At 45.0% G+C, this 17,304-nt stretch carries 13 protein-coding genes; 2 read left to right on the forward strand and 11 right to left on the reverse strand.

Annotation, left to right across the window (positions count from 1 at the left end; genetic code table 11):
- Positions 1 to 184: 184 nt before the first annotated feature.
- The 5 genes from LQ247_RS09055 to LQ247_RS09075 form a co-directional block, all read right to left on the reverse strand.
- Positions 185 to 1,012, reverse strand: a complete 828-nt coding sequence (locus tag LQ247_RS09055) for an alpha/beta hydrolase (RefSeq protein WP_105980200.1) — start codon at positions 1,010 to 1,012, stop codon at positions 185 to 187.
- 405 nt (positions 1,013 to 1,417) lie between these two features.
- Positions 1,418 to 2,653, reverse strand: a complete 1,236-nt coding sequence (locus LQ247_RS09060; RefSeq protein ID WP_023855338.1) for a cytochrome P450 family protein — start codon at positions 2,651 to 2,653, stop codon at positions 1,418 to 1,420.
- Between the two features lie 444 nt (positions 2,654 to 3,097).
- Positions 3,098 to 3,985, reverse strand: coding sequence for a sulfite exporter TauE/SafE family protein (locus LQ247_RS09065; protein WP_020452347.1), 888 nt, complete (start codon positions 3,983 to 3,985; stop codon positions 3,098 to 3,100).
- Between the two features lie 391 nt (positions 3,986 to 4,376).
- Positions 4,377 to 5,978 carry a xylan 1,4-beta-xylosidase gene (xynB, locus tag LQ247_RS09070; RefSeq protein WP_020452348.1) on the reverse strand — a complete coding sequence of 534 codons (1,602 nt, stop codon included), beginning with the start codon at positions 5,976 to 5,978 and terminating at the stop codon, positions 4,377 to 4,379.
- Between the two features lie 52 nt (positions 5,979 to 6,030).
- Positions 6,031 to 7,404, reverse strand: coding sequence for an MFS transporter (locus LQ247_RS09075; protein ID WP_026579217.1), 1,374 nt, complete (start codon positions 7,402 to 7,404; stop codon positions 6,031 to 6,033).
- Positions 7,405 to 7,974: 570 nt separating this feature from the next.
- Here LQ247_RS09075 and LQ247_RS09080 point away from each other — a divergent pair.
- Together LQ247_RS09080 and LQ247_RS09085 are read left to right on the forward strand one after the other, a co-directional pair.
- Positions 7,975 to 8,355 (forward strand): hypothetical protein, encoded by a 381-nt coding sequence (locus LQ247_RS09080; RefSeq protein WP_231005923.1) that lies wholly within the window; start codon positions 7,975 to 7,977, stop codon positions 8,353 to 8,355.
- Between the two features lie 226 nt (positions 8,356 to 8,581).
- Positions 8,582 to 9,376, forward strand: a complete 795-nt coding sequence (locus LQ247_RS09085) for an SDR family NAD(P)-dependent oxidoreductase (RefSeq protein ID WP_025811081.1) — start codon at positions 8,582 to 8,584, stop codon at positions 9,374 to 9,376.
- Positions 9,377 to 9,413: 37 nt separating this feature from the next.
- Here LQ247_RS09085 and LQ247_RS09090 read toward each other — a convergent pair whose 3' ends face one another.
- The 6 genes from LQ247_RS09090 to LQ247_RS09115 all read right to left on the reverse strand — a co-directional run bounded on the left by LQ247_RS09090 (position 9,414) and on the right by LQ247_RS09115 (position 17,163).
- The gene (locus LQ247_RS09090) at positions 9,414 to 11,447 is read right to left on the reverse strand and encodes a GH32 C-terminal domain-containing protein (RefSeq protein ID WP_025811080.1); all 2,034 of its coding nucleotides are present in this window, start codon (positions 11,445 to 11,447) and stop codon (positions 9,414 to 9,416) included.
- A gap of 129 nt (positions 11,448 to 11,576) precedes the next feature.
- Positions 11,577 to 12,404, reverse strand: a complete 828-nt coding sequence (locus LQ247_RS09095) for a PTS system mannose/fructose/sorbose family transporter subunit IID (protein WP_020452353.1) — start codon at positions 12,402 to 12,404, stop codon at positions 11,577 to 11,579.
- Between the two features lie 21 nt (positions 12,405 to 12,425).
- Positions 12,426 to 13,229 (reverse strand): PTS mannose/fructose/sorbose transporter subunit IIC, encoded by an 804-nt coding sequence (locus tag LQ247_RS09100; RefSeq protein WP_020452354.1) that lies wholly within the window; start codon positions 13,227 to 13,229, stop codon positions 12,426 to 12,428.
- Positions 13,230 to 13,247: 18 nt separating this feature from the next.
- Positions 13,248 to 13,739 carry a mannose/fructose/sorbose PTS transporter subunit IIB gene (locus LQ247_RS09105; RefSeq protein WP_023855343.1) on the reverse strand — a complete coding sequence of 164 codons (492 nt, stop codon included), beginning with the start codon at positions 13,737 to 13,739 and terminating at the stop codon, positions 13,248 to 13,250.
- Positions 13,739 to 14,176, reverse strand: coding sequence for a mannose/fructose/sorbose PTS transporter subunit IIA (locus tag LQ247_RS09110; protein ID WP_020452356.1), 438 nt, complete (start codon positions 14,174 to 14,176; stop codon positions 13,739 to 13,741). Before LQ247_RS09110 ends, LQ247_RS09105 begins: the two co-directional genes overlap by 1 nt.
- A gap of 200 nt (positions 14,177 to 14,376) precedes the next feature.
- Positions 14,377 to 17,163 (reverse strand): sigma 54-interacting transcriptional regulator, encoded by a 2,787-nt coding sequence (locus LQ247_RS09115; RefSeq protein ID WP_231005924.1) that lies wholly within the window; start codon positions 17,161 to 17,163, stop codon positions 14,377 to 14,379.
- Between the last annotated feature and the right edge of the window lie 141 nt (positions 17,164 to 17,304).

The raw sequence follows: 17,304 nt of genomic DNA on the forward strand, positions 1-17,304 counted from the left end.
AATGGCTTGATTTAATTAATGTTTTGTTTATATTTTGGGATTTTGCAGATTGATGCATTATGAGTGAGGAGGGTAACAAGTGTGAGAAAGGCCGGATTTAAAATTCAGGCCTTTCTCTGCTAGTTTAACAGCTGTTTATACACTTTCAACCAAGTGCATAGGAGGCTAAATCGGCCTGTTTAGTCTATTTATTTTCCTTCTCTAAAAACGCCATAACCGCTTTTGTCAGATTCTGTGCTTCTGCCGGCGCATCCGGTGAGCCGAACATCTTATTTAAATCACTGTGAGATAAGCTGTTGACCCGATACACAAAATCCGTTGCTTTCGCTTTGTTTACGGTTTCCGCGAATTTGTAGACGGCGGGGTCTTCCCAGCGGGTCACAAGATAGGCAGGTGGCAATTTTGAGTTGTTGATGTAGGAGAGCGGCGAAGCTTCTGTCCATACCTTTTCGTCGGAACCGAACACTTTTTGATAAGACGGGATCGCTTCGATGAATCGTTTCATATCCAAGGGTCCATCTAAAACCACAATCGAATTGAGCGAGGCCGGCGTGAGGCCGACACGATTTAAATATGCCGGATTTGCGGCAATTAAGGCGGCCAAGTGCCCTCCTGCCGAATGTCCCATAACATTGATTTTTGACGGATCGATTTGATATTCATCAGCATGATCCATCACCCATTTAACGGCCTTAGCCGCATCATCAGCCATCTCTTCATACTGAACATCGGGATGAAGCCGATAGTTGACAGATACGAAAACATAGCCGTTTTCCGTGAACAATGCCGGCTTCGAAGCAGCCCTGCTTTTGTCGCCGCTTGTCCATCCTCCACCGTGAAGATAGATGAGAACAGGATGTTTTTCATCCTCGTTTGTTTGCGGTGTATAAATATCCAATGTTTGTCTGTCGTCTTTTGCGTAATGAACATTTTCAGCATTCTTGTTGGAAGTACACGCAAACAAGCCAATACACAGAATCGCCAATCCTGCCCATTTGATGAATCCTCTCAAATTAAAAAACACCTTTCTTCTTTAGCCAGTATATTTTAAAACGTCTCACGGAACATTCCGGGAATGCTCATCTGTTAATCAGTTTTAAGGCGGCGGAACATTAGCATATGTTTCTAATTATAAACAGAAACAAGAAACTTACAAATTTTAAAATCAATAAGAAAAGTTAAAGCTGTTGTGCAGTAAACTTGCGAGGAAAATATGAGAGGAGGCATTCGTGAAAGCGAACATGAATAACAATAGACGATTAAGCCGGCAAGAGGAGTACTCCCCGTCATATCGGGGAGTACGATTTTTATGAACCTTGTAATAGATGAATGTCTCATAATCTGATGTTCTATTTTCAAGATGAAAACATCCCATGCTTTTTCTTCGGCCGAAATGACAGATCGCAAATCCAATCATTTAAAAAGATAATGGCAGTTCATCTAAAGCTCTCATCAGAAAATTGCCTTTCCATTTGATCTGCTCCCTTTCGCCTTTGATCTCTATATGTTCAAAGCGGCGCAGCAAGGTTTGAATGGCAATTTTGGCCTCCAATCGGGCAAGCGGTGCGCCCAGGCAAAAATGGCTGCCATAGCCAAAGGCAAGGTGGCGGTTATCCTTTCTTTCAATATTAAAGCGGTCGGCATTCGGGAAGACCGTGTCATCGCGGTTGGCCGAGGCTAATGAAATGATGATCACATCTTTTCTCTTCATCTCCTGCCCGTGCAATGTAAACGGTTCGGCCGCCCAGCGCAGAGTGGTCAATTCCACGGGGCTGTAAAATCTGAGCGCCTCTTCAATGGCTGAGTCGATTAAATCTGCGTTTTGATGAAGCTTTTCCAGTTGCTCAGGGTGGTTCAGCAAGGCAAAGGTCATATTGGTTATTAAGTTTACCGTTGTCTCATGTCCTGCAACGATAAGGAGCATAATTGTCGAATACAGCTCTTCTATGCTTAATGTCGTTCCTTCGCTTTCTGCCTGAATTAATGCACTGACTAAATCCTCAGCCGGCTCGTCCCTTTTTTTGCAAACCAAATATTCCAGGTATTCAGCGAACTCGCCTATTTTATGCTTGTATTCCTCCAGGCTTTCGGGCGTGTCAGAAAAATCAATAACCGCCTGGGACCAAACTCTGAATTTTTGCCGATCTTCAAGCGGAATACCAAGCATCTCGCTGATGACAATGATCGGCAGCGGGAAAGCGAAGTCGTCTACAAGATTCATGGAATGATTCGGTTCTGCTTGATCCAATAAAGAATCAGCGATTTTTTGGATTCTGTTCTCGAGCTGTAAAACCATCCGGGGAGTAAATGCTTTCTGTACAAGAGACCGCAAACGGCCGTGGTCGGGGGGATCTGAGTTGAGCATATGCTTTGATAAAGGTTCTTCATTTTCCAGAGCGGAGAAGTTCTCTAATTCTTCTTCAGTAAACACATTTTCGTAATTTTTCTTCATTCTTGCATCCTTTAATATATGGACCGCATCCTCGTACCTCGTAATGAGCCAGCCTTCGCCCAGATCCCCCATCGATACGGGATAGACAGGACGGGAAGCGCGTAATCGCTTGTAAAATTCGTACGCTTCATCTTTAAATGCCGCAGAAGACAATTCTCTCTCAGTTAATATGGCGAAGCTCTCCTCTTGTTTTGAAGACATACATCCTACCTCCATCTCTATTTTTGTAAATAACAGCCTGCACCGGAATGATAAACCGCGATAGTGCGTTAGGCTATTCACATCCACTCATTCACAAATATTATAATTCCAGGAAAACCCGCATTCAATCGGCAATCAAGCTGGAGATGTTCATTAATAAACACCTTCCGCATTCATTGTTTAGAAATGAGACGGGGAATGCAAAAAGAGGCATGAAAACAAGTTGAGACCGGCGCTATGCCGATCTCGCTATAAGTAAATTTAAAAATAAAAAGTCCTCTTAGTTTACAGTTCCTTTTCAAGGAACGGCAGTCTAACAGGAGCCCTTCGGTTGTCCGATCGGAATGTATTCGTTTGTTGACGGCCTGAAGTTCTTCCCTTCTCTTGCTTATCGACTTCCGCATCTTTTTTAAAACGCTCATGATATCTGAAGCCGTCGCAAGATTATTGATTTAATGCTTGAGCAGTTTGATCACTTGTTCTTATTTTTACAACAATATATACAATAGCTGATATCCAAACTGCGATGATTCCAATATAAATAGCCGGATATAATGCTGTTTGATTGATCCACGAATGGACAAGCGTTCTTGTGTTGACGAGAATGATCAGTCCGCCGACCAGAACGCCCATTAATCGGGCATGCACCTTCTGCACCAGCCAGGCGGCAATCGGAGCCGCAATAATTCCGCCAATCATCAATGCACCAACCCACAGCCAATTGACTTCTTCCCAGCCGAGAGAAATGAAAAATCCTAACGTTGCCGAAACGGCAATAGCAAACTCGCTTGTGTCAACAGTACCCACTACTTTTCTCGCACTGACGCCTTTTTTGGATAACAAAACTGGAGTGGCAATCGGCCCCCAGCCTCCCCCTCCGGTTGCATCAGCAAAACCCGCGATTAATCCCAGGGGAACGGCTTTTTTTCTCGAAAGGCTGATACCGCTTTTTTGCTCTCCTATTTTAAACATGAATAGAAATCGAGTGAGCACATACACGCCGAGGACAAGCAGAAATATTGAAATATAAGGTTTCGCAAGCTCGCCCGGAATGTTGCTTAAAAAGGAAGCGCCGAGAAATGCCCCGAGTGATCCCGGGATGACGAGTCGTTTGACCGTTTGTTTATCAACGTTTCCAAACTTTATATGCGACACACCGGATGCCGCGGTTGTGACGACTTCCGCCAGGTGAACGGATGCTGACGCAACCGCCGGTGCGATGCCGAAGGCAAGCAGCAATGACGACGATGTCACCCCGTACGCCATCCCTAAGGCGCCATCTATCAGCTGCGCAAATAATCCTATCAAGACAAACACAATCAGCTTTTTCATGTTGGCCTCCCACTTCAATTGGTTTATTTTTATTGTTAAATATAATCTATACTATACCTACCTGTAAAGTGGGAATTTGAAAAATATAAATTTTTTGTATTTTTCATCGACACCAGCAAAAAAGAGCATATGCATGCAAAATGAGCGCCTATCCCCCGGTCTTTTGTCTTATGGATGTTCATTAATGAACACCTTCTGTAATCATTGTTTAGTAATGAAGTTTAATTTGAAAGGTTCATAATGCATCTGCTCCTTTTGCGTTTCACTTACCCCAAAGCGAGCGAGGATGACAACTTTTAAATTAACCGAGGAAGGAAAGAGGCATTAAAATGGGAAGGGAAGAAAACAAATTTGAACCGCTCCCGATTGTCGGGAGCGGTATTTTGTTGACTCATAGCTCTTTGTACATAAAGTAATCAAAATCGGCATGTTGATGTGCTCCGCTTGTATCTTGGCATTGCATTCCCACAAAAGCTCCGGTGAAGAATCCTCCTCCGCGCACATAATCATCTGACAGTTTTTTAGATTCCAACGGGATCTCAATTTTATACCAGTCTTTTTTATTAAAAGAATAGGAGTAATAATATGTTTCCCATTCGACATTTACTCTTAAATAAACATATTGTATGTCCCGCGGGATGACAATTTTGTCTTTTATCGGCTGTGAGAATGTAAAATTATCGCATATCGTTACATCCAAAATGCGCCCAAGGTCTTCATCATAAGTCACTTGAAGAGCCGTCCAGTTTTCGGTGTTGTAGTAATTCACGAGTCCCGCGGCTTGCTGAAAGGTCTCCGGGTTGAAATCAACAGCAGTCTCCGCTGTAAAACGGAGGCTTTGCCAACGCCTGGCTACAAACGCCTGGGTAAATGTGGAGGTTAGTGATTCACGTCCATATAAACGTAAATGATTCGGCCTTTCAGTCAATGATCCTAATTCTTTCGTAAAGGGAATCCGCAATGTCTGAAAGTTCATATTTAATGTCCGATCAGCAAATTGATCGACTTCCTGATAGGTCGATGGAAATTTTGTTTCAGATATGCGGGGCGCTTCCACCTCCACCCTCCCCTCTTTTCCGCCTGCCACATAAGGCCAGCCGTCTTTCCACTCTAATTTTTGAATCGCGGTTTCTCTTCCCAAAGGACAATATCCTCTTTGGTGAATAACCGAGTCATCAGCAGGATGAATAGGACGCCCGGTTAAGTGAGCTAAATACCACTCACCTGTATGCGTTTCCACAATTGATGCATGTCCGCATTTCTGCAACGGATTCCGAGGTTCGTGCCAAGACGTTAAAATTGGATTGTCGGGGTGAATCTCATATGGTCCTTCGATATGTTTTGAACGGGCAATTGTGGCGGCATGCTCGTAACGGGTCCCGCCTTCCGCTGTCAACAAATAGTAATAATCCCCGATATGATAAAGGTGCGGCGCTTCAGTCAGTTTAATATCTGTGCCTTCAAAAATGATTTTCGGTTGATGGATAAGCCTTTTTTCGCGCACGGAAAATTCCTGCATCACAATGCCTCCGAATGAATGGCGGCCGATCCGGTGATCCCACAGCATATTTAACAAATATTTTCTTCCGTCGACATCATGGAACAATGAAGCATCGAAGCCGGAACTATTTAGTTGAATCGGCTCCCCCCAATCTCCATCGACGGTTTCGCAAGTAACTAAATAGTTATGACAGTCTTTCCAGGCTCCATCCACAACTTTTACATCTGTATATATAAGCCAAAACTTTCCTTCACTGTAACTTAGACAAGGCGCCCATACACCGCCTGAGTCGGGATTCCCTTTCATATCCAATTGTGAAACCCTCTGCAACGGATGTGCAATTAAACGCCAATTCACCAAATCTTTTGAATGATGGATTTGCACTCCTGGAAACCATTCGAAGGTGGATACTGCGATATAATAATCTTCCCCTACTCTACATATGGATGGATCCGGGTTGAAACCTTTAAGCACCGGATTGATAATTTTCATCTTCATTCCTCCTCACGGTTGTCTTTAAAATGTATATTTCCACTGAAATTCTTCATAGAGTCCAAGTCACTTTATCTCTATTCTCTAATTCACGTACGACTTTTGCATATTTTTCATCGCTTAAATTGTAAAAATTAATGTCGATCATAGCCAATATAAGGAAAATAACCGGAACTACAGTTGTCGTTAATAATATCCCTGTCAACGCTTCAGGTGTTTGGACCTGGCCTGCGGCATAGCCGAACTTCTCCAATATGAGTCCTGGAACGATTCCGCCGAGTGCCATGCCAAACTTGAAAAAGAAGCCGATAATCGCATAAATCAATCCACTCAAGCGTTTCCCAGTCTTATATTCGCCATATTCGATTGTTTCAGGGATAAGCGCCCACATATATCCCCCGGCCGTCACGCTTCCAACTGCGGCAATGACCCGAAAGAAGAGCACCAGAAACACATTGCTTGGCGGAACAATGAGAATGGCTAAAAGTCCAATGATATTTAATAATAAAGCGGCATTTAATAGCTTTCTCTTTCCCAGCCACTTATTGATTCGGGGTATAAACGGCAGGATGGCCAATGCAGGAAGGCTTCCAAGCAAGCCGTACCATTTCACAAGATCGGCTCTGCCTACATTGTACGTCATGTAGTAGATGCCGACGGAATTGCTTATCGAGTTGACGCCAAAAATAATGATAAAGAAAATGCTTAAAACGACTAACGGACGATTCACCCGGAATTGCTCGAATAGATCGGAAAATTTAATTTTTTCTTCGGACATTGGCAGAGTGACCCGTTCTTTTGTACTTTTAAAACAAAAGATTAATAGACAGGCGCCAATTATCCCCAGCATGCTCATCGTCAGCTGCCAGCCAAGAGCCGTGTTTCCTGTCGTATCACCTAAATAAGTAGAAAGTAAAGGAACAAAAAAAGATACGATGAGTCCGCCAAGATTGGCAAAGACCATCCGAACCGAAGTAATGCTGACGACCTCTTGATTATCTCTCGTCATCGCGGAGGTTAATGCGCCGTATGGAACATTTATCGCTGTATATGTGAGTGATAAACCGACATACGTGATATAAGCGTAGATTAATTTTCCGGTATCTGAAAAATCAGGGGTTGTAAAACAGAGGATGGCAAGTACAGAAAGCGGAAACGCGCCGAACAGCAGATACGGCCTAAACCTCCCGAATCTGCTGTTTGTTCGGTCTACTAATGTTCCGATAAAAGGATCGGCAAGCGCATCAATGATTCGAACAATCAGAAACATTGTTCCAGCGGCAGCGGCTGATAAACCATAAACATCCGTATAGAAAAATAACAGATATGTAGAAACCGTGGTGTAAATTAAATTACATGCTAAATCTCCAGAAGCATAACCGGATTTCTCATACATACTAACTTGGTTTACATGTCCACCCGTCATGATTCTTACCTCCTCCACAGCCTTTCAAAACGGCTTTATGATAAGTTTTTATGAAAGCGCATACATAGAACCTGGCAAGCGGCCTTTCAGCCGAAGTGAGACAGATGCTTCACTCGTCAACCACGAATACTAGATTGTAGGTTTATGTCATCTTATCACCTCCTTTTTCCAATTTCGCAAGAATCAGATTTCGAAGGTTGCTTTGATCAGAACATAAAATGATCTCCCTCTTTCATCCACTCCTTATGCACACACTTAGTTTAATCATCAAACTAAGTTTAAGTCAGTTTGAAAATGTTGTCAATCATTAGCAGTGTCTATTTCAATTTCAAAAGAAAAAAACTCGAAAAACCGCGGAGGCCTTCATGGGATATCAGCTTCATTTGTTACAGCGCCGCAGCACCATGATCGGCCTTTTTTCTTAATAAAAGCACAATTTATGGATGCCGTTCGCAAAAAGTGCATCATATGAAAAAGATAAACCCAATTTTTCAGGGAACAATGCCTCATTCTTTCATCTGTGATGAATGATACAATCCCCAGTGTAGTGACTAAAAAGGAGGACCAATCATGAAATTCAGCAAAATCGGTGCCTTACTGCTCACTTTGGCGTGTTTGCTTTTGCCTTTTTCTTCTGCGTCTGCAGCAGGTTCCGGTGTATGGGATAATATCGGCACATACGGCATGACATCGCAGACTCCGATCATTAAATCAGGCGGAGGGAAATTTTATTTTCACAACAACAGCTTTTATGGCTTTACTTTTACGCTGTATGAAGTTGACGGGGCGGGAAGCACGCCCGAAATCGTTAGAAAAAATATCTACGTCCGACCGAAAAGCAACAGTCCGGTGATCGATGTCAGCGATTTTACAGATGGCGCGAACAAAAAAGCAGAACTCGTTCTGTTTAAAGGGAACGATACATACATCACCGTTACTTGCTATGATTGAATTCCCCATAAACAGTAAGCCCGCCGTTTACAGACGGCGGTTTTTTGATGCTTTTTTTGCCTGGTCAAACAAACGGTCCCCTCTTTAAACTGAGGGGGCACAAAAAAGTGCCTATATAACTTTAAAGTGCGTACTTCCGTTTCGGGTTCTTCTGTTCCATAATCATGAATGATGTTTTGTATGACATTGTTCTGTTTATACTGAAAAGAAAACGGAGGGATCCATGATGAACCTGAACTTACGAGGAAAAACAGCATTGGTGACCGGATCAACGTCCGGAATCGGCAAAGCGATTGCCGCTTCACTTGCGAAAGAAGGTGCGTCTGTCATCATTAACGGACGCCGGCAAGACAAGGTCAATCAAATAATAGACGAATTGAAAGGCCAATTCCCCGAGGCTGTTCTTCATCCGGCCCCTTATGATCTTGGCACTGAGAAAGGGTGTCAAGACCTAATAGCAGCGTTCCCGCATGTTGATATTCTCATTAATAATTTAGGAATTTTTGAGCCGGCGGAATATTTTGAGATTCCGGATGAGGATTGGTTCCGCTTTTTCGAAGTGAATATTATGAGCGGAGTAAGGCTCTCGCGGAGATATTTGCAAAGCATGATCGAGAAAAAAGAAGGCCGGGTCATTTTTATTGCGAGCGAAGCTGCGGTTATGCCGTCACAGGAAATGGCGCATTACAGCGCAACAAAAACGATGCAGCTTTCGATTTCCCGGAGCTTGGCAGAGCTTGCTACGGGTACAAATGTGACTGTCAATACCGTTATGCCGGGCTCAACCTTAACCGAAGGCGTTGAAACGATGCTGAAGACTCTTTATCCGGATGAAAACCTGACGGTCGAAGAAGCGGAAAGGCGGTTTATGAAAGAAAACCGGCCGACCTCTATCATACAAAGGCTGATTCGGCCGGAAGAAATCGCGCACTTTGTCACCTTTTTAAGCAGTCCGCTTTCCTCGCCGATCAATGGTGCAGCCTTGCGGGCGGACGGCGGATTGGTCCGCAGCGTCTTTTAAATGAAAGGCTGGAATGCCCGGCATTCCAGCTTCATCGTTATCGATCAGCATAAACATGTTGGAAGACTGCGGTCGCATCCCATGCATTCAAGCCAAATGCTCCCTCGGTAAACGTGGAATCCCGAGCACTTATCACCAATCGGCCGTCCAAGTAAATATGAAAGTTGGAATCGCGGGCCACCGCCTTCAGGTGATATTTCCGGCCGGTTTCTATCGGTGTGCGGTGTTCGGCAATAACAGAGGCCGAGCCGTTTTCAAATTTGAAAAACTTCACCACATCATGCTTGGCATCCACATTGGCAAGATATCCGTTTTGAACATCCTTGTCGGCCCGAAACACGAGAGCACCCGCCCCTCTGCCATTTCCATCCTTTACCGTGACATCTGCTTCATATGTGAAATCTGTTCCTTTTGCTGAAGATAAAATGAACGAATCCCCGTCAGATCGCCCTTGTTTTCCATCAATCGTGTCGGCCCATACACCGTTTACGGTCGTCCAGCCGGTCAAATTCGATTGAAAGGGTGACGTTCCCCATACGTTTTTCAGAGGATGAACCGTCATTGAATTCAGCTTGACAAACCCGTTAGATGCGTATACTTCAAGCCCTTTACTGGATCGGTCCGGCAGAATAATGTCGGTGATCACCTGCCTCCCGTCGTTGCCGAATACTTCAACTGAAGAGCGGTCGACATAAATGCGCATCTTCACCTTCCCACCGACCGGTTGCAGCGGGGCCGCATGCTTTCCGGTGTTAAAGTTCGGATTAAAGGAGACGTTTCCGGATTGGCTTCGGTCGACGAACAGTGAAGCGCTGTTTTTGCTGTAGCCGATTTTCGTATATTGGTTTTCCCCTGTTCGGACTTTAAAGCCAAATTCGGCCGCAGTTCCGGTATTTACTTGAAATTCCGCATTGATTTCGTACGCATTATCTGACAGCGCTTTCAAAAAATTTCTGTTTCGAGGTGAAATGATCTTGTTTTTCCACATTTGCGATGCACCCCTGATCGACTTCAGCTCAGTTACCGGAGCCTGAACAATTCTGAATCCTTCGGAAAACGCTTTCAATTTTAGTTCTCTCGGGATAGACATTGCGCTTCTCCACGGGGAAGTGGGAACATCGTTTGCGTATTGCCAATTGCTCATCCATCCTAACCAAAGCCTTCGCCCGTCAGACCGCGGGATATCAGACCAGCTGACAGCTGCGTAGAAGTCTTTGCCGTAATCTGTCCATAATACGCGATTCGGCGGGTTTTCATTTTTAAAGGTTGTGCCGTCAAAGCTTCCGACGAAATATTGCATGCCTGATCCTCCTGAGACAGCACCGTCTCCAACACTGACTTGCATCACCCATTTCGTTTCATTCGGTCTCCCCTCTACAGGAAGCTCAAACAGATCCGGACATTCCCACACGCCTCCATGGCTGCCTTCTCCTTCGCCGAATTCGCTCGCATGTGTCCAGTGCTTCAGGTCAGGCGATGTATAGATTAAAATTCGGTCGCCGCCCGCAAGCACCATCACCCACTTTTTCGTCTGTTTGTGCCAAACGACTTTCGGATCTCGGAAATCTCTTTTTCCCGGATTTGGAATGACGGGGTTGCCTGAGTACTTCGTCCATGTCCTGCCTTTGTCATTGCTGTAGGCGATGCTTTGTACTTGTTCCCCGTCCCGGTCCTGCGTATAAATGGCAACGAGCGGCTTCTCCGTCCCTGTTTGAAACCCTGTTGTATTATGCCGATCGACGACAGCGCTTCCCGAAAAAATTGTCCCTTTTTCATCCGGATACAGCGCGACCGGCAAATGCTCCCACTTGACCAAATCTTTGCTTACTGCGTGCCCCCAATGCATCGGCCCCCAGCGCAAGCCATACGGATGATATTGATAAAACAGATGATATTCCCCCGCGTAATACACCATCCCGTTCGGGTCATTCATCCAGTTTGCTTCCGGCGTGAAATGATACTTGGGCCGATGATCCTCGTTATAGTAGTCCGGGTCGGCCGCAGCTGCGGAAAAGGCTTCCGGAAACATCATAGCCCCTATGATCCCCATCTGAATCATTCTCTTTTTCATCCCTTTTCTCCCCTCTTCTTCACACGGTTTTTAGTGACGGTTAAGGCAGGAAGTCCAAACAGCCTCCCCCTTTTTGCGGCCGAATGGACCTGCCTCTCCAAAAGCTAAGAAAAGAACAACTAAATCATTTTATGCCAAAAAGCCAGCCCAATAGCCGACAATCCCGATGATAAAAATACCGAAAATCATGAGAAGAGGATTCACCCCTTTGCGAAGCATCCAGGCAGCGAGCAATGTCAATCCTAGAGGCAGTACCCCCGGCATGATGCTGTCTAAAATGTTTTGCACGGTCTGTACATCGACTTTGCCTGCATCATCTTTAATTCTCGACACGACGATCGGGATATTGATCGTCGTCCACTTGGAAACGAGCGCTCCCATCACAAACAGCCCGAGTATTGAAGCGCCTTCCGTCAGTTTCTGAATGCGGTTCCCGACCAAGTCCTGCAAAATTTCCATGCCTTTCACATAGCCGTACTTTAACCCGTAGTATTTTGTACTTAACCTGATCGCGTTGATTAAAAAGAAAAACAAAAGCGGGCCGGCGATGTTTCCGCTTAAAGCAAGCGACGCTCCCAAGGCTGCCAGAACGGGACGCAGCGTCCCCCAGAAAATCGGGTCGCCCACACCTGCCAACGGGCCCATTAAGCCGATTTTCATTCCATTAATCGCTTTGGCATCAATCTTTTTATTGTTGGCCATTTCTTCTTCCATCGCAGCGGTCACGCCGAATATCGGCGCTGTCAGCCACGGATGCGTATTAAACCATTCCAAGTGGCGCTGGAGCGCTTCGCTCCGTTTCGCTCCCGGACCGTACAATTTTTTGATCGCCGGAATCATGACGTAGCAGTAGCCGAGCGCCTGTACACGCTCAAAGTTAAATGATCCGAGCAAAAAGTTTGAGCGGATAAACATACTGAAAATCTCTTTCTTCGTTAACCTTTTTTCTGTGCTCATTATTCGTCCCTCCTTCAATAGTTAAGCATCCAGATCATCGTCATCATCATATGCAGCCACGCTGCTGTCACTGGCGGCAGCCACCGCCCCCTGCGCATGATTTTTTTGCATCACTTGCTGATATAAAAATGCCAGACAAAGCCCGAGGGCACCGAAGCCGACTAAATTGAAATCGGTAAACGCGGCCAGCAAAAAACCGATATAGAAAAACGGCTTCAAATACGGAATGTTCATCATGTTGATGACCATCGCATATCCGACAACAACGATAATCCCCCCGCCTATTTGCAAACCTTTTGTGATGACGTCCGGAATATTTCCCAAAAACGCCTGAACAGCGCTGACACTGATCAGAGCCACAATCAATGTCGGAATCATAACGCGCAGCGCCTGAAACGCCATGGCGGTAATATGCATGATTTCAATTCCTTTAAAATTGCCATCCTTTGCGTATTTGTCGGCACGGTGAATTAAAAATACGGTGATCGTCCTGACGAAAATCGTCAGCGCCTGACCCGCAGCAGCCAAAGCCACCGCGACGGCAATCCCTTCACCGACTCCCTGATCGGCGGTAATCACTAAAATGGTCGAAATCACGGAAGCGATAGCCGTATCGGGGGCCATTGCAAGACCGACGTTCATCCAGCCAAGCGCCATCAGCTCCAGCGTTCCGCCGAGAATGATGCCTGTTTTCAGATCCCCGAGAACCAGGCCGACCAACGTGCAGGCAATCAGCGGACGGTGTGTCTGCCCTTCGTCCAATACACTACCGATACCTGTTATAGCTGCAATGACGAGCAGCAAAATAATTTGAATCGTTGACATGGCTTTAGAACCCTCCTTCTAGGATTTTATTGCGTTTCTTAAAATCTGCATAAAGTCTTCGCTCGAATCTGACGGCAGCTGCCTCAGTTCCAGCTTCACGCCCAATCCGTGCAATTGTTCAAACGATTTGATGTCCTTTTCAGTCACGCTTACCGATTTCGTGATTTGCCTGCGGTTATTCTCGAAGCGCATCCCGCCGACATTGACTGTTTCGATCGGAACACCTGCTTCGATTAAAGAAACAATGTCGCCCGGATTTTCGAATAACAGCATTGCCGTCGTATCTTCGTACCGCGGACTGTGAAACGCTTTGGCCATTTTGGAGATCGAAACGGCGCTGGCTTTCACATTTGAAGGTGCGACAGAAAGGATCAGCGTTTTTCTCATTTCGTCCTGCGCCACCTCATCAGAGACGACGATAATGCGGTCAGCAGCGTGGATTTTAATCCATCTTGTTAATACTTGGCCGTGAATAAAGCGGTCATCAATTCTTGCTAAAACGATTTTCATTACAATTCATCCTCTCTTCCCTGATTAGACTGACTGAATTTTTCCAATTGCTCGCTGCAGATTTGGAAGCATTCCCGGCTCATCTTTTTCAACTGGTTCAGCAGTTGTTTGAGCGGCATATGCTCCCTCAAGCTCAATGCCTCTAACAAAATCGGCAGGTTCACGCCGGCTGCCATATCGAATCTCCGCTCCTTCGCGATGTAAGGAGTCGCTGCGTTGTATGGCGTCCCGCCGAAAATATCCACTAAAAAAAGCACCTCGTGTTCCTCCGGAATGTCCTTCAGCGTCTGATGATATTTTTCTTGCAGTGTCTGAATGCCTTCCCCTTTCAGAAACGGCACCGCGATCAGGCTGTCTTCTTCTCCGAATATCATCCCTGAAGATTCTTTTAATGCTGTGGGAAAGTTTCCGTGGCCGCTGATAATGACTGTAATCATGTACATTGCTCCTTTCTTTTTTCGTTCGCTTATTTATAATGCAAGGATCGTGCCAACAAAGTTGTATTAAGCGCTTTCACTGTATCTCAAGACGAATGATTTTCAAGTTTGAAACACATTCAAGCATAAAAATAAACCTGTATTAAAATGGGATTCCACTTAATACAGGTTTACCTGAAAAAATCGCTCATGGAAAACAGCTATAACTCTTCAGAAAAGATGGTCGCGATAAATATTTTTTCATCTTCGCTGATCGCGAGTCCAAGCTTTTCTTCGTAAGGCTTTAATGTTTTCTCTGTGATGTGAAGAACGTTTTGAAGCTGATCATTCATTTCTTCTTCCTCAGGAAAAGCGATCGGATTCTGTTTGATCACCCTTTCAAAAGCAAAAGCGGTATGCATGATGACTTTGATCAGCACCGCGTTGCTGAATGTGATGCGCAGTTCGTCTTGAACCGTCTGAAGCCACTCCAACAGCATGTCTATCATATGATAGGGATTCAAAAAGACAAGATATTTTTTCAGGCTGTCTTCGCACAGCTCCTTCACCACCACATTTTTACCGGATAATCCGCCGCTCGCAGGGACATTGCCGTTTCCAATCACTTGCTGAATCACTTTTTCTCCTTCGCCTTCAATCAATACTTCTAAAGGCACGTGCGGAGCATCGATTTTAGGATTCTTCGTGCCCACCGTGGCAAGGATCTCATACGCTTTTTCAATTTCTTTCATGCGGCTTGCTAATTTGATCGATGACACCGTCAAAATGCTGATTTGTTCATCTGATGTCCTGCTCACGATTGCTGTTAAGATCTCTTCGAGCTTTTTCGCCGTTCCGCCGCCTGTCGTGCAAATGGAGACGATCGCCTTCTTTTTGCCTGAGACCCGCGGTTTATCGGCCCATAAATCGATGAAATCCTTTGTAACCGAATCATAGATGGCGTGCAAATTCAAATTCAAATAATTCACCTTGCGGACAGCATCAAGCACCATCGATGTCGTAACATTGCTGATCGTTTTTATTTTTACGCCCGTTTGTTGTTCGAGCCTTGTTTCCAGCATCGCAAGCGATCCCATGTCGACAAGCATTAATACGCCTTCTCCTTCATCAACCTGCTTCACTTTCTCCGCCAGACTGCTTACGATTTCCGCAGGTGAAACGGTCAAAGGCATATCAACCGCAGCAATCGGGGTGCTCCCCAGCAGTTCAGTGGCTACTTCAACCATAGAGCTCGCCGTGCTGTTTCCATGGGCCGCCACGACAATGCCCGTCCTTTTGTTTTCTTTCCATGATTTAATCGACTGAATCAGCATCGTCAAGTAGATGACTTCGATTTCCGGAACGGTTACTTTAAAATACGCTTGAATTTTATCTTTGAAAATCAGTGCGACCTCATATTCTTTCACATGGGTTTCCCTGATTTCATCTGTTTCCTGCGGGTTTAAAACATCAATCTGTTTTCCGCGCTTTAAAAATGCGGCGATGTGCATGCTCAGGAAATAGATGAATTTACGGTCGAATTTGCAGTCTAACTCATGTTCAGCGACTTCCTTTAATTCTTTCGTCATCTGAATCACGTCGTCTTCAACGAATTTGAGCAAGCTGTGGTTTTGAAGCATTTTCTGATTAAAAAAGCTTCTGACGTGCAAATGAATATCCGTTAAAATATATTGATTGATTTGTTTTTTTGTTAAGCCTTCTTTATTCAGGATTTTCGCTTTTTCTTCTATGACATGGTATAAGTTAAATGAGTCATCGATTTTCGTTGTATCATCTTCCACAATCGGAGAGATGATCGTTGTAATGTTGACGTATTCAGAAATCATTTTGCTCCGTTCGATATTTTTGCTGCTGGACATCCAGTCCTGTTTGATCTCATCGGGAAGATCCCGGACGGTCAGTTCAACAACCTCGTCTTTGTCAAGGTTATTTAAAAATCCGTGCGCACAGACCAGCTGCACATTTGATTTCAGCTGCCCGACATTTCCGAATTTTGCAGAATGAATCAATGCATTATAGACGTCGATATGAACATTTAAGTTTTTCTTGATCCGCTCTGCTTCTTTCCCCAATAAAAACGTTGTCAGCTCCACTCTTTCTCCAAGGGACCGTTCATCGAGCGACGGAATATGTACGGTCATCGGAATTCTCCGTAAAAATGTCTTCAGCAATGCAGAACTCGGGTTTTCTGTTGTTGCGCAGATAAACAGGACTTTTGCCGTTCGCTTATGCTCTGTTTCACCAAGCCTGTTGTATGTGCCGCTGTCAATGAAATAAAACAGCATTTCCTGCCCCTCCGGCGGGAGACGATGAATTTCATCCATAAACAGAATGCCCCCGTCCGCCTGTTCGACTAATCCTGCTTTGTCTTCGCCGGCACCTGTAAACGACCCTTTTTTATGTCCGAACAATTGCGAGAGCAATAATTGAGGATTGTTATAATAATCGGCACAGTTGAATGTGATGAACGGGGAATCGGGCTTCAATATGTCCGAATAAACGGCGAACTGGTAGATCCGGTTCGCAAACAGCGATTTACCTGAACCCGTCGGACCGAGCAGCAGCATGTGCAAGCCGTGCGGAGGATAAAAGACAGCCGCTTTCGCCTGAGAGATTGCCTTTTTCAAGCTCCCTTTAGCCCCGATCATGAGCTCGAGGGGATCGGCGGACATGTTGCGCGCCGGCTTTTTTTGGCCGTCAGCCAGCTGCTTCAGTTCTTCAACCTCCATCAACTCTGAGTTCCATTTGATGTTCAAGATGTTTTCAACGATTTCCACCGGGACATAGCGCACAGGGAACGTTTTAATCTTGATCACCTTTTTGGCACGAACGAGATTGTTTAATTCAAAGCTGACATTTGAACGCTCCATTTGCAGCTGACCGGCGATTTCTTGAGCCGAATTCCCTTGTATCTTTAAAAGCTGATGGATATTCGTTTCGCGAAAATTATCCAGCAGCTGATGGTAGATTTTATCTATTCTTTTCATATGTATCATCCTTTGTTCTCGATTGATCAGTAAAAAGGCGGCAAACTTCTTGAAGATTCAGAACTTTAAAGCCGAATCACGGGATAAAAAAAAGATCTTTTACAGATTGACAATCCTGACTCTCCTACTTTTATATCGATT

It is taken from the genome of Bacillus sp. BS3(2021) (assembly GCF_021043345.1).
Classification (GTDB): domain Bacteria; phylum Bacillota; class Bacilli; order Bacillales; family Bacillaceae; genus Bacillus; species Bacillus paralicheniformis.